This is a genomic window from Paraburkholderia adhaesiva, from assembly GCF_021390575.1.
In the GTDB taxonomy this organism is placed as follows: domain Bacteria; phylum Pseudomonadota; class Gammaproteobacteria; order Burkholderiales; family Burkholderiaceae; genus Paraburkholderia; species Paraburkholderia adhaesiva.
On sequence record NZ_JAJEJQ010000001.1, the window covers coordinates 1,609,244 to 1,627,419 of the forward strand.

General features: G+C 61.1%; 14 protein-coding genes. 10 read left to right on the plus strand and 4 right to left on the minus strand.

Going from position 1 to position 18,176, the window contains the following annotated elements; all coding sequences use genetic code 11:
- Positions 1–14: 14 nt before the first annotated feature.
- The 10 genes from L0U80_RS07200 to L0U80_RS07245 all read left to right on the plus strand — a co-directional run bounded on the left by L0U80_RS07200 (position 15) and on the right by L0U80_RS07245 (position 13,931).
- Positions 15–1,937, plus strand: coding sequence for a PrkA family serine protein kinase (locus L0U80_RS07200; RefSeq protein ID WP_233863277.1), 1,923 nt, complete (start codon positions 15–17; stop codon positions 1,935–1,937).
- A 173-nt stretch (positions 1,938–2,110) separates the two neighbouring features.
- Positions 2,111–3,379 carry a YeaH/YhbH family protein gene (locus tag L0U80_RS07205; protein WP_233863278.1) on the plus strand — a complete coding sequence of 423 codons (1,269 nt, stop codon included), beginning with the start codon at positions 2,111–2,113 and terminating at the stop codon, positions 3,377–3,379.
- The gene (locus L0U80_RS07210; protein WP_233863279.1) at positions 3,376–5,067 is read left to right on the plus strand and encodes a SpoVR family protein; all 1,692 of its coding nucleotides are present in this window, start codon (positions 3,376–3,378) and stop codon (positions 5,065–5,067) included. The genes L0U80_RS07205 and L0U80_RS07210 overlap by 4 nt, the downstream gene beginning before the upstream one ends.
- 192 nt (positions 5,068–5,259) lie before the next feature.
- Positions 5,260–6,936, plus strand: a complete 1,677-nt coding sequence (locus L0U80_RS07215; RefSeq protein WP_233863280.1) for a SulP family inorganic anion transporter — start codon at positions 5,260–5,262, stop codon at positions 6,934–6,936.
- A gap of 208 nt (positions 6,937–7,144) precedes the next feature.
- Positions 7,145–8,554 (plus strand): GH1 family beta-glucosidase, encoded by a 1,410-nt coding sequence (locus L0U80_RS07220; protein ID WP_233863281.1) that lies wholly within the window; start codon positions 7,145–7,147, stop codon positions 8,552–8,554.
- A gap of 126 nt (positions 8,555–8,680) precedes the next feature.
- Positions 8,681–9,877, plus strand: a complete 1,197-nt coding sequence (locus L0U80_RS07225) for an ABC transporter substrate-binding protein (protein ID WP_233865743.1) — start codon at positions 8,681–8,683, stop codon at positions 9,875–9,877.
- An 8-nt stretch (positions 9,878–9,885) separates the two neighbouring features.
- Positions 9,886–10,821, plus strand: a complete 936-nt coding sequence (locus L0U80_RS07230) for a carbohydrate ABC transporter permease (protein ID WP_233863282.1) — start codon at positions 9,886–9,888, stop codon at positions 10,819–10,821.
- On the plus strand, positions 10,818–11,750 hold the full coding sequence (locus L0U80_RS07235) for a carbohydrate ABC transporter permease (RefSeq protein ID WP_233863283.1): 933 nt from the start codon (positions 10,818–10,820) through the stop codon (positions 11,748–11,750). The genes L0U80_RS07230 and L0U80_RS07235 overlap by 4 nt, the downstream gene beginning before the upstream one ends.
- Positions 11,751–11,765: 15 nt before the next feature.
- A complete protein-coding gene (locus L0U80_RS07240) occupies positions 11,766–12,863 on the plus strand; it encodes an ABC transporter ATP-binding protein (RefSeq protein WP_233863284.1) in 1,098 nt (365 codons plus the stop codon).
- 45 nt (positions 12,864–12,908) lie between these two features.
- Positions 12,909–13,931, plus strand: coding sequence for a LacI family DNA-binding transcriptional regulator (locus tag L0U80_RS07245; RefSeq protein ID WP_233863285.1), 1,023 nt, complete (start codon positions 12,909–12,911; stop codon positions 13,929–13,931).
- 22 nt (positions 13,932–13,953) lie between these two features.
- Here L0U80_RS07245 and L0U80_RS07250 read toward each other — a convergent pair whose 3' ends face one another.
- From L0U80_RS07250 to L0U80_RS07265, 4 genes are all read right to left on the minus strand, one after another.
- Positions 13,954–15,336, minus strand: a complete 1,383-nt coding sequence (locus L0U80_RS07250) for a cytochrome c peroxidase (RefSeq protein ID WP_233863286.1) — start codon at positions 15,334–15,336, stop codon at positions 13,954–13,956.
- A 597-nt stretch (positions 15,337–15,933) separates the two neighbouring features.
- On the minus strand, positions 15,934–16,701 hold the full coding sequence (locus tag L0U80_RS07255) for an ABC transporter ATP-binding protein (RefSeq protein ID WP_233863287.1): 768 nt from the start codon (positions 16,699–16,701) through the stop codon (positions 15,934–15,936).
- Positions 16,702–16,734: 33 nt separating this feature from the next.
- Positions 16,735–17,448: an ABC transporter permease gene (locus tag L0U80_RS07260; RefSeq protein WP_233863288.1), complete on the minus strand. Its 714-nt coding sequence runs from the start codon at positions 17,446–17,448 to the stop codon at positions 16,735–16,737.
- The gene (locus L0U80_RS07265) at positions 17,445–18,134 is read right to left on the minus strand and encodes an ABC transporter permease (protein ID WP_233863289.1); all 690 of its coding nucleotides are present in this window, start codon (positions 18,132–18,134) and stop codon (positions 17,445–17,447) included. Before L0U80_RS07265 ends, L0U80_RS07260 begins: the two co-directional genes overlap by 4 nt.
- Between the last annotated feature and the right edge of the window lie 42 nt (positions 18,135–18,176).

Sequence of the window (18,176 nt, forward strand, 5' to 3'; positions counted from 1 at the left end):
AGCGAGGAGGTAGCATGGATATCTACAGCAGCTTCGCGACCCGCTTCGAAAAAACGCGAGAGGAAGAGTTCTCGCTTGAGGAGTATCTCGCGCTCTGCAAAGAAGATCCCAGTGCGTACGCCACAGCAGGCGAGCGCATGCTGACTGCAATCGGGGAACCCGAACAGATAGACACTCGCCACGATCCTCGCCTGTCGCGCATCTTCGCGAACAAGGTCATCAAGGTTTATCCCGCGTTCCGCGAGTTCTATGGCATGGAGGACGTGATCGAGCAGGTGGTCGCGTATTTCCGCCACGCGGCCCAGGGCCTCGAAGAAAAGAAACAGATTCTCTATCTGCTCGGTCCGGTGGGCGGTGGCAAATCGTCGATTGCCGAGCGCCTCAAGCAGCTCATGGAGCGCGTGCCGTTCTATGCGATCAAGGGATCGCCGGTGAACGAATCGCCGCTCGGGCTGTTCGATTACGACGAAGACGGACCCATTCTCGAAGAGCAGTACGGCATTCCGCGCCGCTATCTCAAGAGCGTGCTGAGCCCTTGGGCGGTCAAGCGTCTGCACGAGTACAACGGCGATATCCGCCGGTTCCGCGTGGTGCGCCGCTATCCTTCGATCCTGCGGCAGATCGGCATTGCGAAGACGGAGCCAGGCGACGAGAACAATCAGGACATCTCCTCGCTCGTCGGCAAGGTCGATATCCGCAAGCTCGAACAATACGCGCAAGATGATGCCGATGCGTACAGCTATTCCGGCGGCCTGTGCCTCGCGAATCAGGGTTTGCTCGAATTCGTCGAAATGTTCAAGGCGCCGATCAAGGTGCTGCACCCGCTGCTCACCGCGACGCAGGAAGGCAATTTCAAGGGCACCGAAGGATTCGGCGCGATTCCGTTCAACGGCATCATCCTCGCGCACTCGAACGAGTCCGAGTGGAAGGCGTTCCGCAACAACCGGAATAACGAAGCACTGCTCGACCGGATTTTTGTCGTGAAAGTGCCGTACTGCCTGCGCTACTCGGAAGAGATGAAGATCTACGAGAAGCTGCTGCGCAATTCGTCGCTGGCCGATGCCGTGTGCGCGCCTGGCACGCTCAAGATGATGGCCCAGTTTTCCGTGCTCACGCGTCTTCAGGAGCCCGAGAATTCCAGCCTCTTTTCGAAGATGCAGGTCTACGACGGTGAAAACCTCAAGGACACCGATCCGAAGGCAAAGTCGTATCAGGAGTATCGCGACTTCGCTGGCGTGGATGAAGGCATGAACGGCGTTTCCACGCGCTTCGCATTCAAGATTCTTTCTCGCGTGTTCAACTTCGATTCGACCGAAGTCGCCGCCAATCCGGTGCACCTGATGTACGTGCTCGAACAGCAGATCGAGCGCGAGCAGTTCCCGCCGGAAACGGAGCAGAAGTTTTTGTCGTTCGTGAAGGACGTGTTGGCATCGCGCTACGCAGAGTTCATCGGTAAGGAGATCCAGACCGCTTACCTCGAATCGTATTCGGAATACGGCCAGAACATATTCGACCGCTACGTCACGTATGCCGACTTCTGGATTCAGGATCAGGAGTTCCGCGACCACGATACGGGCGAAAGTTTCGACCGCGCGGCGCTCAACGCCGAACTGGAGAAGATCGAGAAGCCTGCGGGCATCAGTAATCCCAAGGACTTCCGCAACGAGATCGTCAACTTCGTGCTGCGCGCGCGCGCAGGCAACGCCGGAAAGAATCCGGCGTGGATTAGCTACGAGAAATTGCGCGTGGTTATCGAGAAGAAGATGTTCTCCAATACGGAAGAGCTTTTGCCGGTCATCTCGTTCAATGCGAAAGGCTCGGCAGAAGAGCAGCGCAAGCATGAAGACTTCGTCAACCGCATGGTGACGAAGGGTTATACGCCGAAGCAGGTACGGTTGCTCTGCGACTGGTATCTGCGGGTGCGCAAGTCGTCATGAGCGACGTGGCTTTACTGTCCGTTCGGGGCGCGACCTGTGCTGCACACAGGCCGCCCGCGCGGACTTCCGGCGTGGCACGCACCGCATGGCCGTAAGCGCGAAGTAGACGGCCTGCGCCGCACGCGCAAATCGCGCAGCGCCTCGCCATTCGAAACTCGAGCGGGAGACTGGATGTGCTTCATCAAATCATCGACCGCAGGCTGGCCGGCAAGAACAAGAGCATTGCAAACCGCGAGCGCTTTTTGCGCCGCGTGAAAAACTATATTCGTCACGCCGTCTCGGAGGCGGTGCGCGACCGAAGCATCAAGGACATACAAAAGAACCAGAGCATTACGATTCCGCGAAAGGACATCGCCGAACCGTCATTCCGCCACGGTCCTGGCGGGCGGCGTGAGATGGTCCATCCGGGTAACGAGGACTACGTGCGCGGCGACCGCATTCCACGTCCGCAGGGCGGTGGGGGCGGCGGCGGGAGCCAGGCGAGCAACGAGGGCGAAGGGCAGGACGATTTCGTTTTTGAGCTTTCGCGCGAAGAGTTCATGCAGTACTTCTTCGACGACCTCGAACTGCCGCGTCTCGTCAAAACCCATCTGATGGCCGTGCCTACGTGGAAGAGCATCCGCGTGGGCTGGGCGGCCGAGGGCACACCCAACAACATCGACGTCGTGCGTTCCCTGCGCAGCGCGCTCGGGCGCCGCATCGCGCTTGGCGCACCACTTGTCAACGAACTTCACGACCTCGAAGAGCAACTCGAGGTGCTCAAGGCCGATCCCGCCGACCGGCGCGAAGAAATCCGCGCGCTCGAAGAACAGATTCACCATCTGCGCGGACGCATCTGGCGCATCCCGTTCATCGATCCTTTCGACCTGCGTTACATCAACCGCATAAAACAACCGCAGCCGTCGAGCCAGGCGGTCATGTTTTGTCTGATGGATGTATCGGGTTCGATGGACGAACAGCGCAAGGATCTGTCCAAGCGCTTTTTCATCCTGCTTTACCTGTTCCTCAAGCGCAATTACGAGCGCATCGAGGTGGTTTTCATCCGCCACCATACGCGCGCCGAAGAGGTGGACGAAGATACGTTCTTCCATTCGACCGAAAGCGGGGGCACGGTCGTTTCCAGCGCGCTGGAACTGATGAGGGAGGTGATCGAGGACCGTTATTCGCCGACCGACTGGAATATCTACGGAGCGCAGGCGTCGGACGGCGATAACTGGACGGACGATTCACCCAAGTGCAAGAAGATCCTCGCGGATGACATCCTGCCAAAGGTGCGGTATTTTGCGTATATTCAGGTGACGCCGGAAGAGCAAAATCTCTGGCTCGAATACGCACAGCTGGCGCTCACCGAACCGCATCTGGCGATGAAAAAAGTCGACACCGCGGCGGATATCTACCCGGTTTTCCGGGAGCTTTTCGAAAAGCAGGTGGAGACATCATGACGACGCGCCACTTGCACAACGAAGCGCGCGGCTACCAGCCGGAGCGCCAAAAAACTGGCGGCCACGAAAAAGGGCAGCATGGCGTGCAGGAGGACGCCGCTGCGTCCGCCGCCGAGCCCGCCCGTGAGACGCAGCGCGCGCAAAGCCAGCGAAAGGAAGTGCAGATGAACGTAGCCGATAAAAGGCCGTTGCCGTGCCCGTCCGACTGGACCTTCGAGTTGATCGAGGAGTACGACACGCACATCTCGCACGTTGCGGAGCAATATGAGCTGGATGTCTATCCGATCCAGCTCGAGCTGATCAGCGCCGAGCAGATGATGGATGCCTACGCATCGGTGGGCATGCCGGTGAACTATCGCCACTGGTCCTTCGGCAAGCACTTTCTCTCGACCGAGAAAAGCTACCGGCGCGGCCAGATGGGGCTGGCGTACGAGATCGTCATCAACTCGAATCCGTGCATTGCGTATCTCATGGAAGAGAACACGATGACGATGCAGGCGCTCGTCATCGCGCATGCGGCTTACGGCCACAATTCGTTCTTCAAGGGCAATTACCTGTTCCGTCTGTGGACAGACGCGCACGCCATCATCGACTACCTCGTCTACGCGAAGAACTACATCGCGGAATGTGAAGAGCGCTATGGCCTCGATCGCGTCGAGGAACTGCTCGACTCCTGCCACGCGCTGATGAACTATGGCGTGGACCGCTACAAGCGCCCGCAGAAGCTCTCGCTCGAACGCGAAGCCGCCATGCGTCGCGAACGCGAGGTCTATCTGCAGTCGCAGGTCAACGATTTGTGGCGCACGCTCCCCGCGAGACATCAACCGGTCGCCGAAGAAGTAGAGGAGCGTTTTCCGCCCGAGCCACAGGAAAATCTGCTGTACTTCGCCGAAAAAAACGCGCCGCTTCTCGAACCATGGGAACGCGAGGTGATCCGCATCGTGCGGAAAATCGGTCAGTACTTCTATCCTCAGCGACAAACGCAGGTCATGAACGAAGGATGGGCTACGTTCTGGCATTACACGCTGCTCAACACGCTCTATACGCAGGGCAAGCTGGAAGACGGCTTCATGATGGAGTTCCTGCATTCGCACAGCAACGTCGTGTATCAGCCACCGGTCACGAAGCCCTATTACAGCGGCATCAATCCGTATGCACTGGGGTTCTCGATGATGAGCGACATTCGCCGCATCTGCGAAAACCCCACTGACGAAGACCGCAAATGGTTTCCCGAACTCGCGGGTAGCCCGTGGCTCAAGTCGCTGCACTACGCCATGCGTAATTTCAAGGATGAGAGCTTTATTGCGCAATACCTCTCGCCGCATCTGATTCGCGAAATGCGGCTTTTCTCTGTACTCGACGATGACATGCGCGACGCGCTGGAAGTCTCGGCGATCCACGACGAAAGCGGCTACCAGTATGTGCGTCAGGCGCTCTCGCGGCAGTACGACATGCATCACCGGGAGCCGAACATCCAGGTGTGGTCGGTCAACACGCGCGGCGACCGCAGTCTCACGCTGCGCCACTTCATGAGCGACAACCGCCATCTCTCCGGCGACACGGATGAGGTGCTCCGTCACATGGCAAGGCTGTGGCAGTTCGACGTGTTTCTCGAAAGCGTCGACGAAAACGGCACCGTGCGCAAGCGCTACGACTGTCGTTACATGCCGCCGCCGGTGAGGGCGTAGTCGCGCCGGCTGTCGCTCGCGCTTCGAGAGTCTCGTCCATCGCGTTGAAGGCCAGCCTGCGTGCTGGCCTTTTTCGTTTCCTCCGTGCATGTTGGCTAGCGCGTAGCAAAGTGCTCGGCCGCGCTACCATACGCGCTCATCGAAACCGATTGAAGGGGCATGCGCGGATGCAGAGATCCAACGGATGGCGCCATGGCATTTGAACCATTCAAGGGCCTGCGGCCGTTGAGCCGCGCGTCGGCGCTACGCGATTCGCGCGCGGGCGTGATGCTCGCGTTCATGAACATCCCGCAGTTACTCGGTTACGCACGCATTGCGGGCATGACTGGCGTCACTGGCTTGTATACGGGCTTTCTGCCTGTCATTGCGTTCGCGATCTTCGGCGCGTCGCGACATCTCGTCGTGGCCGCCGATTCCGCGACAGCCACGATCTTCGCAAGCCGTCTCTCGACGATGGCCACGCCGTCCAGCGCGGAATACGTTGCGCTCGCAGGCATGACCGCGCTGCTCACTGCCGTGCTGCTATTAATCGCGCGTGTTTTTCGCCTCGGCTTTCTAGCCGATTTTCTCTCGCGGACCGTGCTCGTTGGCTTCCTGACCGGCGTCGGCGTGCAGGTGGGCATTGCGATGCTCGGCGACATGCTCGGCATTGCAGTGACTTCGCGGCGCACCGTTGTGCAGATTCGTGAGATCGTGACGCAATTGCCGCACATCAACGGGTCGGCGTTGGGCATCGCGGCGTTTGTCGTCGTGGCAATCCTGTTCTTCAAACATTACCGGCCTCGCTGGCCAGTGCCGCTTATCGCCGTGGTGGGCGGCATAGTCGCGAGCGCGACCCTGAACTTTGCTGCACACGGCATCGCCGTGATCGGTCCTGTAGCGGGCGGATTGCCGCCCGTCACGTTTCCCTCCGTCGATTTATTTCAGGTGTTCGACCTGCTGCAGGTGTCCGCAGCGTGCGTCGTTGTCATCGTCGCGCAGAGCGCAGCGACGAGCCGTGCCTTTGCAGAGCGCTACGGTGAACGCGTCGACGAGGACGTCAACCTGCTCGGTCTGGCTGTGGCGAATGCCGTCGCGGGCTTGAGCGGCGCCTTTGTCGTGAACGGCAGCCTCACGCAGACGGCCATGGCCGTTGAGGCGGGCGCTCGCAGCCAGTTGGCGCAACTCGTGTTCGCAGGCGTCGTGCTCGTCGTGTTGCTGTTCCTCGGCCACTGGCTGCAATACCTGCCTCACTGCGTGCTGGCCGCGATTGTGTTCACGATCGCCGTAGGGCTGGTCCATGTCCGGCAGATGTACGCCATCCGACGCGAAAGTCCTGGCGAATTCCTGCTCGCATTGACGACGGCGCTGGCCGTGGTGGTGATCGGTGTGGAGAACGGCATTCTGATCGCGATCGGGCTGTCTCTGCTTCGTCACGTGCGTCATAGCTACCGGCCGCACACTATGGTGCTGTTGCCGGGCGAGCAGGGCCGCTGGCAGCCCGAACCGACGCAGCCCGGCATGCAGACCGCGCCCGGATTGATCGTCTACCGCTTCGGCTCCGATCTGTTCTACGCGAACGACCATCTGTTCGTCGATGAGGTCCGGCACCTGGTCGATCATGCGCCGACGACGGTGCGCTGCTTCGTCATCGACGCGGCAGCAATCACCGATCTGGATTATTCGGCTGGGCGCTCGGTGGGCGACTTGTGCGAATCTCTTTCGAACCGGGGTGTGAAGGTCATTTTCGGCCGCGTGAACCGCTATTTGCGTTCGGACATGGACCGGCATGGCATCACGCGCGTGGTTGGCGCAGAAAACCTCTACACGACGCTACACGAGGCGCTGGCTGCCGCGCGACCCGACCTCCAGATTCATACGGAAGAGTGAACGCGGCGCCGGGATCGGCACCAGATAGCGATCCTGGATGATTGCGCATAGCTTGCGAAAAGCTTTCTGCGGCGCGTCCAGACAAACCCCGATTGTCCCGGCGAATTCGCCGCTGCAATCTTGCGCCACAAGCGTGTGGAAGCGCTTCCACTTCTTACCGTTGCGGGCGCTGCGCGCGCCAGGTCGACGGTCTAGCGAAGGAGCTTTCGTGATACAAGATCCAGCCGCTTCGCCGTATTCCGCCCACACCGTCGCGCCGGACGATGCGTTCACGCCATCTGCCGAATCGTCGCTATGGCGCCGTGACTTTCTGCTCGGAGCAGCCACGGCGTCGTATCAGATCGAGGGCGCCATCGCCGAGGACGGCCGTCTTCCGTCGATCTGGGACACCTTCAGCGCGACGCCCGGAAAAGTGCTCGCGGGCGACACGGGTGCGGTGGCCTGCGATCACTATCACCGATGGGAAGCCGATCTCGACCTCCTCGACAACCTGAATTTCGAGGCCTATCGCTTCTCGATTGCGTGGCCGCGCGTGATGGACGCCGCGGGCCGCCCGAACACGAAGGGCATCGACTTCTACAAGCGCCTGCTCGAACGCCTGAAAGAGAAGGGCATACGCGCGTTTGCGACGCTCTACCACTGGGACCTGCCACAGCATCTGGAAGACCGCGGTGGCTGGCTCAACCGTGAGACGGCCTGGCGCTTCGCCGACTATGCCGACCTCATGAGCCGCGAACTCGCGGGCCTCGTCGATGGCTGGATGACGCTCAACGAGCCATGGTGCTCGGCGTATCTCGGCTACGGTAGTGGTCATCACGCGCCTGGTCTCGCGAATGTTCGCTATGCGACGCAGGCGATGCACCATCTGCTGCTCGGGCACGGCCTCGCGATTCCGGCGCTGCGTGCTAATGACCCGGGCTCGGCGAAAGGCCTCGTCGCGAACGTGGGACGCGGTACGGCGGATTCGTCGTCCGCCGCTGACGTGCGCGCAGCGCATTTGTTCGAGGTGCAGCACAACGCGTGGATTCTCGACCCGCTGCTCTGTGGCACGTATCCGCAGGATCTGTTCGAGTTGTGGCCCGGCGCTGAACCGCTGGTGCTCAACGGGGATATGCGCACGATCTCGGCGCCGCTCGATTTCCTCGGCATCAACTACTATTTCCGGACCAACGTAAAGAGCGATGGCGCGCATGGTTTCGTCGAGGTGCCGCTCGATGGCGTCGAGCGCACGCAGATGGGTTGGGAAGTTTACCCAGACGGTTTGCGCGATCTGCTCACCGGCTTTCGTGACGCCTATGACAACCTGCCGCCCATCTACATCACCGAGAACGGCATGGCGTCGAACGATAGCGTGATCGACGGCCGGGTGGATGACGCACAACGGATTGCGTTCCTCAAGCGCCATCTCGCAGCAGTCGATGCCGCCATCAAGTCAGGCGTGGACGTGCGTGGTTATTTCGTGTGGTCGCTGCTCGACAACTTCGAATGGGCGTTTGGCTATGAGCGGCGCTTTGGCGTCGTCCATGTCGACTACGACACGCAAAAGCGCACCGTCAAGCGCAGTGCCGAATTGCTTCAGCGTTTCATCGAGGAACGCCGCACGCGCGGTGCGGCATAATGCGTGCGCGCTAGACCGGTTTGCGGTAACCACGTAGTGACCGTTCATGCACGGCAACCCGGAAAGACCGGAGGAGACACAATGAAACATAATGTACCTGTCCTGCGCGGCGTGGTAGCCGCACTGATGTTGGCCGGCGCATTCGCGGCACATGCCGCAGCGCCGCTCAAGGCCAACGTGATCCACTGGTGGACTTCAGGCGGCGAGTCCGCCGCCATCAAACAGTTCGCGCTTGCTTACGACCAGGCGGGCGGACAGTGGGTCGACAACGCCATCGCGGGCGCGGACCAGGCGCGCTCGACGGCGATCAACCGGATCGTCGGCGGCGAGCCGCCCACGGCCGCGCAATTCAACACGTCGAAGCAGTTTCATGATCTCATCGACCAGGGACTCCTGAATAATATCGATGCAGTCGCAGCGAAGGAAAAGTGGGATGCAATCTTTCCCGAGTCGATCCTCACTTCGATCAAGGTGAAGGGCCACTACTACGCCGTGCCGGTCAACATCCACATGCAGGACTGGTTCTTCTACTCGAAGCCAGCGTTCACGAAGGCCGGCATCAAGGATGAGCCGAAAACGTTCGACGAACTTTTCGCCGATCTCGACAAGCTCAAGGCCGCCGGGGTCATCCCGCTCGCGCTGGGCGGCCAGGCATGGCAGGAGAAAATCACTTTTGACGCGGTCTTCGCCGATATGGATCGCGACCTGTACATGAAGGTCTATCGCGATCGCGACGCGAATGCCGTGAATACCCCGGCCTTCCGGAACGTGCTGACGACTTTCAAACGTCTGCACAATTATGTGGACCCGGGCTCGCCGGGACGCAACTGGAACGACGCAACGGCGCTCGTGATTACGGGTAAGGCCGGCATGCAGATCATGGGCGACTGGGCGAAGGGCGAGTTCTCGGCCGCGAACCAGGTAGCGGGCAAGGACTTCGGCTGCTTTCCGGGTTTCGGGCCGAAGCCGCCGTACATGATCGCCGGCGACGTATTCGTGTTCCCGAAGACCGACAACACGGAACAAGTCAAAGCGCAACAGTTGCTTGCGACTGTGATGACATCACCCGCGGCGCAGGAGGCGTTCAACCAGCGCAAGGGCTCGATTCCGATCCGGCCGGACGTCGACACATCGGGCTTCGACGTCTGCGCGAAGGAGGGCATGGCGATCATGAAGGACAAGTCGCGGCAGCTGCCTAACCCGGAAATGCTGATTCCGCCTGACGTGCAGGGCGCGCTGCAGGACGTCATTACGAACTTCTGGAACAAGAACCAGTCGGTCGAGGACGCGCAGAAGGCCTTTGCTACGGCAATCCGGAGCTAAGCCTTTTCATGTACGCGCTCAAGCTGCATCCCGCGAGACGGCAGGCGCGGCCGCGAGGGTCCACGCGGCGGCGTCTGTCGGTCGCCGCGTGGATCGCACTGGTGCCGATGGCTGCGACCGTGGTGTTCGCTTATCTGGGCACAATGCTATGGACGGCGCACGTTTCGCTGACCTTTTCGCGCTCACTGCCCTCGAATACCTTCGCGGGCGCGACGCAGTACGTCCGGCTCTTCCAGAATGACCGCTGGATCGGTTCGCTGCAGAATATCGCGATCTACGGCGCGTGCTTTATTGCAGCCTGCCTCGTGCTGGGGCTGCTGCTCGCGATCTATATCGACCAGCACGTCGTGGCCGAAGGCGCACTGCGCACGGTATTCCTTTACCCGTACGCGATGTCCTTCGTCGCCACGGGGCTCGTGTGGCAGTGGATTCTCAACCCCCAGCTCGGCGTGCAGTCCGTACTGCATCACCTTGGCTTTACCGATGCGCGTTTTGACTGGATCGTCTCGCAGCGCTTCGCAATCTACACACTCGTGATCGCGACGGTGTGGCAGGCGTCGGGGCTCGTGATGGCGCTGATGCTGGCCGGCCTGCGCGGCATCGACGACGAAATCTGGAAGGCCGCGCGGCTCGACGGTATTCCGCGCTGGCGCGTCTACGCGAGCATCGTCGTGCCGATGCTCAGGACATCGCTTTCCACGGCATTCGTGCTGCTCTTCGTGATGGTGGTGAAGCTCTACGACGCCGTCGTGGCGATGACCCAGGGCGGCCCCGGTACTGCTAGCGAAGTACCCGCGAAGTTCATCATGGACTATCTGTTCAATCGCGCGAACATCGGACTAGCGTCCGCGGCTTCGATCGTCCTGCTCGCAACCGTGCTCGCGATCCTCGCCCCGTTCTTCTACGCACGCAGCCGCGCGGCCCTCAAAGGAGAGCGTCGATGAGCGCACCGCTCGCCGATTTGCCGGAGGCCGCATCACGCCTGCGAGCGAAGCCCGCACACGCTCGTCCAAAACGGCGTTCGCGCCTCACACCGGCGCGCGTGGGCGTCTATGCCTTTCTTTTCACTGCTGCGCTCTTTTTCCTGCTGCCGCTTTACGTGATGCTCGTGACGTCGGTGAAGCCGATGGAGGAGATCCGGCTCGGCAATCTGCTCGCGCTGCCCGTGAATCTCACCCTGGCTCCGTGGCGCGACGCGTGGGCATCGGCGTGTACGGGGCTCGATTGTGGCGGCATTCGGGTAGGCTTCTGGAACTCGGTGCGCATCGTCGTGCCGAGCACTTTCTTCTCGATTGCCGTGGGCGCCGTGAACGGCTACGCGCTCTCGCTCTGGCGGCCGCGCGGAGCCGGCGTGCTGTTCGGCATCCTGCTCGCGGGCGCATTCATCCCAGTTCAGGTGATGGTCTATCCGCTCGTGCGCGTGCTCGCGACCGTGCACCTGTTCAGCTCGCTGCCCGGCATCGTCGTGATTCACACGATCTTCGGTATGCCTGTGATGACGCTTCTGTTCCGCAACTACTATGCGTCGCTGCCGGAGGAACTGTTCAAGGCCGCGCGAATCGACGGCGGCGGATTCTGGCGCATCTTCGCCCAGCTGATGTTGCCGATGTCGGTGCCTATCATCGTCGTCGCGATCATCATGCAGGTCACGGGTATCTGGAACGACTTCATTCTCGGTCTCGTATTCGCTGGCACGAAGAATCTGCCCATGACCGTTCAGCTGAACAACATCATCAACACCACAACGGGCGAGCGGCTCTACAACGTCAACATGGCCGCGACGATACTCACGTCGCTCGTGCCGCTCGCGATCTATTTCATTTCGGGACGCTGGTTCGTGCGCGGCATCGCGTCGGGTGCCGTAAAGGGGTAGCCCAAGGAGCAGGAGATGGCGGAACTGGCGAACGTAGCGGTGCGCAACTTGCGCATCGAACTTGGGGCAAACACAATCATCGAGAACCTCGATCTCGACGTGCGCGGCGGCGAGTTCGTCGTGCTGCTCGGGCCGTCGGGTTGCGGCAAGTCCACCCTGCTGCACAGTATCGCGGGGTTGATCGATGTGACCGAAGGGAGCATCGAGATCGGCGGCGAAGACATGACGTGGGCCGATCCGAAGGATCGAGGCATCGCGCTCGTTTTCCAGTCGTACGCGCTCTATCCGACCATGAATGTCGAGCGCAATCTTTCGTTCGCGTTGCGTATCAATGGAACGCCAAAGGCCGAAATTGAACGACGCGTAAAGCGCGCGGCGGACATGCTCCAGCTTGAACCGCTGCTCAAGCGCAAGCCTGCGCAACTTTCGGGCGGGCAGCGGCAGCGCGTCGCGATCGGACGCGCGATCGTGCGCGAGGCGGACGTGTTTCTCTTCGACGAACCGCTTTCGAACCTCGACGCGAAGCTGCGTACCGAATTGCGCCGCGAGTTGAAGCAACTGCATCAGCAACTCGGCGCGACGATGATCTACGTGACGCACGACCAGGTCGAGGCGATGACGCTCGCCACGCGCATGGCGGTCATGAAGGGCGGAGTAATCCAGCAGTTCGGCACACCCGCCGAGGTCTACGCGCGACCGGACAATCTGTTCGTTGCCACGTTCCTCGGCGCACCGCCGATGAACCTGTTGCACGGCACGCTTGCGGCCGGCGAGGGCAAGCTGTGGTTTCGCACGCCGCACATCGAGGTGGACGTCACACGCTATGCGTTCAGGAGCGCGCCTGATTTCACGCGGCCGTGCGTGCTTGGAATACGCCCCGAGGACGTGCGCGTGGCAGGGGCGGTGCGTGCCGGCGATACGGCGTGGCAAGGCCGAGTGACGCTCGTCGAACCGATGGGCAATCATCGTGTAGTGTGGCTCGAATGCTACGGTGCGCAGATCGCGTCGATCGATCAGGACAAGACGCCGCTTGTGACCGACACGGTAGCGCCATTCGGCCTCGACAGCGCACACGCCTCACTCTTCGACGAGGCAACGGGCAACCGCCTTTGAACGGCGACGGCGCATGAACGGCTGCGGCAAAGGGGAGAACAGGACGTGGCAACCCTGAAAGATGTTGCGGCGCTGGCAGGGGTGGGGCTTTCCACGGCGTCGCGGGCACTATCGGGCAACGGACCGGTATCGGCCGAGACAGCCGCGCGCGTGCAGGCCGCCATCGATCAACTCAATTTTCGCCCTTCGTCGATCGGGCGAGCCATGGCGACGCAGTCGCTCGGGATCATCGGCCTTTTTGTGCCGACGTTCTTTGGCTCTTACTACGGCACTATCCTCAAGGAAATCGACACGGAACTGCGTGCTGTACACCGCCACGTCGTGGTGGCGACCGGTTGCGGGGAGGGGGCGCCGCGCGAGCAGGCCATCGAGGCAGTGCGCTTTTTGATCGGGCGCGATTGTGACGGCGTCGTCGTCATCGGTCACGAACTGCACGACGAGGATCTCGCGATGCTGACTGGCATGAATCCGCGCATGGCGTTCTTGAATCGCGCGTTCGGCCAGTTACCCGAGTCTTCCTTCTGCGCCGATCATTTTCACGGCGGCGAACTCGCCGCGCGCACGCTCATCGAGCACGGACATCGGGAGATTGCGGTGATCGGCGGGCCGGCGTTGTCATCGGACAATATCGCGCGCCTGAACGGTTTTTTCGCAGAACTCGCGCGCCACGGTATCGCGCGCGAGGCTGTTCAGCACGTAGAGTCCGATTTTTCGCCGGAAGGCGGCTATGCCGCCGCGCAGACGCTGCTCGACGCGAGACGGCACTTTACCGGGCTCTTCTGCGCGAACGATACGATGGCAATGAGTGCGCTGGCGCGGCTGCAGCAGGCTGGTTTATCCGTCCCGCACGACGTTTCGGTGATTGGGTACGACGACGACTATTCAACGGCCTATATGGCGCCCGCGCTAACGTCAGTGCATATTCCAACCGCCGAACTCACGAGAAATGCCGTGCGCTGGCTCATCAATCAATGCTACGGGGCCCACTGGTCAATCGAGCGCACCTTTCCCGTGAGTGTGACCATGCGCGCGTCGGTGGCGAGGGCGTCCACCGAACGCGCGCGATGAATCGGGTGCCGCGTTCGCACCACTAGCGCACGGGGTTGTACGTTCCCGTCAGCGACTTGAGGAACGCCACGATGGCCTTTTCGTCGTCATCGGAGAGCGTTGTGCCCAACTGGTATTTCGCCATGTCGCGCACAGCCTCCTGCAGTCCGGTCACGCTGCCGTCATGGAAGTACGGCGCCGTCAGCTCGACGTTGCGCAGTCCCGGTACCTTGAAGGAGCGGCCATCGAGCGGGTCTTTCGTGACGTTGGCGCGGCCATTGTCGGCCTCGGTCGGCTCAGTGCCGCGTGCGGCGAACCAGTCGGATGCGCGGCCCATGTGCTCGAACGATTGTCCGCCCAGGTTCTTTCCGACGTGGCAGGTCGCACAACCCTTCTCCTTGAAGAGGGCGTAACCCCGCGCTTCTTCGCTGTTCAGCGCTTGCAGGTTTCCGCGCAAATAGGCGTCGAAGCGGCTCGGCGTCAGCAACGTCTTTTCAAATTCGGCGATGGCGTTCGTGATGTTGCTACCCGACCATCCATCCGGATACACCGCGACGAAGTCGCTCGTGAACGCGGAATCCTGCTTGAGTTTGCCGACGATCTGATCCCACGACGTGGACGCCATTTCGACGGGGTTGAGCGGCGGGCCACCAGCCTGGTCCTGCAGCGTAGCAGCGCGGCCGTCCCAGAACTGCTTGTGATTGAGCGCCGCGTTAAACACAGTGGGCGCATTGACTCCGCCCAGCCCCCCATTCACGCCCAACGAATATTTGCGTCCGTCCACGCCGCCCGTCGCAAGCGAGTGACAGCTTGCGCACGAGATCGTGTTGTCGGAGGAGAGCCGGGTATCGTGGAAAAGCCGCATGCCGAGCGCGACCTTGCGCTTGTCGACAGGCAACGAGTCAGGCAAAGGCTGCACGGGGTCGTTCGCGAATGCTTCGGCGGCGCCTTGTGTTGCGTACCACTGACGGCGCGACTGCGCGATCCAGTTGAGCAGGGTTTGGCGGTCGTCTTCGGTCAGCCCGGTGCTCCAGTGCACCGAACGGAACAACGGCGGCGGCATCGTCCCATTCTTCGTGACGGCTTCGATTTTCGCGAGATCAGCCTCCGGTGGCGGCGTGCCATCGCGCAGGGAATCGTAGATCGCATCCAGTCGGAAATAACGCAGGCCGGTCTGCACGTCGCGCTCCGAGAGTTGCTTGATACCGGGCAGCGCGGCGTAGCCCGGTAGCACCGTGGTGGCGGAGTGGCAGTAATAGCACGCGTTGCGATCGAACACGCTGCGAATGCGGCTTGCTTCGGGCGACGCAGCGGGCCGCGCGACGGAAGCCTCAGCGTAGGTGGTGTCGTGGTGCCACGCAATGGCGGAGATAGCGAGATAGCCGGCGGCAAATGCAGAGACGATAACAACTAACGGCTTTTTCATGCGTGTATCGTTGTGGATATATAAAAGGAGACCTTATTGAATATCCAGTTAAACACGCGTGCATACCAGGTGCGTTGCATGGATTACTGGGGGTAACGGCCCATGCTACGCAAGCGCGGCCTGTTGTCATTGTTTTCGGTCAAGCCGTCTGAATCCCCTCAGGTGGCGCATGGTCGACGCGTAGTTCGATGTGAAATGTCATGTAGGACATCGGGTTAGGCCTGCGCGGGATATAGGTGCGCCGTCGAGCGAGATTCAGAATTGGCCTCATGCCATCAAACGCTCGATGCGTTCGCGGAATATCCCGTCGAATAGGACGTCGCTGCTGTTATCGACAGCGCCTGCGCGATTCTGTTTGTCTGGCGGCCGGAAGACGCGACGATCGCGAGTGGCAAGCTCGCGGGGCACACGGAGCGGCGTGGTCGCTGAACAAGCGGCGTCCTGCGGACGTTCATGCGCGAACTAGCGCATGCGAGGGAGGAGGGTGTGGATTTACGTAAGGAACAACGCGGTGCGCGTCCCGGCTATGCGATCTTCATTCGAAGGAGTCGAATGATCGATCGCACAGCTTGCCGGCGTGGGCGCAACAGGTAAGACCTACTTCAGCCGCCCAGCCAGAAATTGTTGCAGCCGCTCGCTGCGAGGCGCATTCAGGACCTCCCGGGGATCGCCTTGCTCCTCGATTTTCCCCTTATGCAGGAAAACCACATGATTCGACACATTGCGCGCGAACCCCATTTCGTGGGTGACGACGATCATCGTGCGGCCTTCTTCCGCGAGCGCCTGCATGACTTTCAGCACTTCGCCGACAAGTTCGGGATCGAGCGCAGAAGTCGGCTCGTCGAACAGCATGACTTCCGGTTCCATCGCCAGCGCGCGGGCGATCGCCACGCGCTGCTGCTGGCCACCCGACAGGTGCGACGGATATTTGTGCTCGACGGCGGCCGTAAGGCCCACCTTCGTCAGGTATTTGCGCGCGCGGGCCTCGGCTTCGCTCCGACTCAATCCCAGGACACTCACCGGCGCTTCGATGATGTTCTCGAGCACGGTCATATGTGCCCACAGGTTGAAGTGCTGGAAGACCATCGACAGGCGCGTGCGCATCGTCTGCAACTGCTTCGGATCGCTCACGCGCAAGGCACCGCTGCGGTCGGTGGTCGTGCGGATTTCCTCGCCGTTTAGCGTGATGCGTCCGGAGCAGGGCGATTCGAGGAAGTTAATGCACCGCAGAAACGTGCTCTTTCCCGAACCGCTGGATCCGATCAGGCTGATCACGTCCCCGGCTTTCGCCTTGAGCGACACACCCTTCAATACCTCGTTCTCGCCGAACTTTTTGTGCAGGTCGTCGACAATCAGCTTGTACATTGCTCAATACACTCCATCGGGGCGGCCTGGGGTTCAGTGCCCTTGCGGTTTCAGGTAAGCCAGCATGCGTGTTTCCATGCGGCGGAATGCCCAGATCAGGGCGAAGACGATGGCCGCGTAAATCGCGGCGGCGATACCGTAAGCCTGGAAGGTCATGTAGGTCGCGGAGTTCGCGTCGCGTGCCACTTTCAGAACGTCCGGTACGGTCGCGGTGAAGGCGAGCGTCGTGGCGTGCAGCATCAGGATCACTTCGTTGCTGTACGAGGGCAGCGCACGCCGCAATGCAGAGGGCAGGATGATGCGCGTATAAAGCTTGTACTTCGACATGCCGTAGGCGAGGGCCGCTTCGATTTCGCCGTAAGCGGTTTCCTTGATCGATCCGGCGAAGATCTCCGTGGCGTAGGCGCACTCGTTGAGGGTGAACGCCAGTAGCGTGCAGTTCATGGCGCTGCGAAAGAACGCGCCCAGCACTTCGTGTGAGTGGACGAAGTGCAAGCTGTAGATGCCGGTGTAAGCGAGCAGCAGTTGGACATAGAGCGGCGTGCCGCGAAACACATACGTGTAAAACCAGACGGGGCGCGAAATCCAGGCGTTACGCGACGCGCGCGCGATGGACAGCGGCACGGCGAGCAGGAAGCCCAGTGCGATCGAGACCACCAGTAACCAGAGCGTAATGACGAGGCCGGTGTAGTTGAAGCCGTCGCTGTAGAGAAAATTCCGCCAGTATTCCTGAAGAAGTGCGATCACAGCGCAGCCCTCCGGACGCCGATCGAATAGCGCTTTTCGAGGCGATGCAATGCGAAGTTGGAAACGGTGGTGATCGCGAGGTAGATGGCACCTGTGATGAGCGTGAAAAAGAAGAACGCCTGGGTCGCCTTCCCGGCGTCCTGCGAGGCCTTCACCACGTCGGCGAGTCCGATGATCGAAACAAGCGCGGTTGCCTTCACGAGCACCTGCCAGTTATTGCCGATGCCCGGCAGCGCGAAGCGCATCATCTGCGGGAACAGGATGCGCGTGAAGACTCTCCGGGCACTCATGCCATACGAAAAGCCGGCCTCGATCTGTCCGCGGGGCACGGCGAGAAATGCGCCGCGGAAGGTCTCGGTGAAGTACGCGCCGTAGATGAAGCCGAGCGTGACTACGCCTGCTACGAAGGGGTCGATGTCGATCTGGTCCATGCTCAGCGCGTCGGTCAGATTGTTCAGCCAGATCTGGATGCCGTAGAACAACAGCAACATCAGCACGAGATCGGGCACCGCACGGATCAGCGTCGTGTACATCGTGCCGATGCGGGAAAGCAGGCGGTTCGGCGAAAGCTTCGCCGCAGCGCCGGCGAGCCCAAGCACGAACGCCGCAGCAAGCGATAGCACCGCAAGCTTGATGGTTTCCCACGTGCCCGCGAGGAGTAGTGGGCCGAAGCCGTGAAAATGCATGGGTGGATTTCCTCGATAGCAGAGCGCGCGACGCGCCTTGGC

Bases quoted from the DNA above. Each gene is read 5' to 3' on its own strand.
- L0U80_RS07265 (WP_233863289.1), bottom strand. From the start codon at position 18,134: ATGCATTTTCACGGCTTCGGCCCACTACTCCTCGCGGGCACGTGGGAA.
- L0U80_RS07235 (WP_233863283.1), top strand. From the start codon at position 10,818: ATGAGCGCACCGCTCGCCGATTTGCCGGAGGCCGCATCACGCCTGCGA.
- L0U80_RS07225 (WP_233865743.1), top strand. From the start codon at position 8,681: ATGTTGGCCGGCGCATTCGCGGCACATGCCGCAGCGCCGCTCAAGGCC.
- L0U80_RS07250 (WP_233863286.1), bottom strand. From the start codon at position 15,336: ATGAAAAAGCCGTTAGTTGTTATCGTCTCTGCATTTGCCGCCGGCTAT.
- L0U80_RS07215 (WP_233863280.1), top strand. From the start codon at position 5,260: ATGGCATTTGAACCATTCAAGGGCCTGCGGCCGTTGAGCCGCGCGTCG.
- L0U80_RS07210 (WP_233863279.1), top strand. From the start codon at position 3,376: ATGACGACGCGCCACTTGCACAACGAAGCGCGCGGCTACCAGCCGGAG.
- L0U80_RS07255 (WP_233863287.1), bottom strand. From the start codon at position 16,701: ATGTACAAGCTGATTGTCGACGACCTGCACAAAAAGTTCGGCGAGAAC.
- L0U80_RS07230 (WP_233863282.1), top strand. From the start codon at position 9,886: ATGTACGCGCTCAAGCTGCATCCCGCGAGACGGCAGGCGCGGCCGCGA.
- L0U80_RS07200 (WP_233863277.1), top strand. From the start codon at position 15: ATGGATATCTACAGCAGCTTCGCGACCCGCTTCGAAAAAACGCGAGAG.
- L0U80_RS07240 (WP_233863284.1), top strand. From the start codon at position 11,766: ATGGCGGAACTGGCGAACGTAGCGGTGCGCAACTTGCGCATCGAACTT.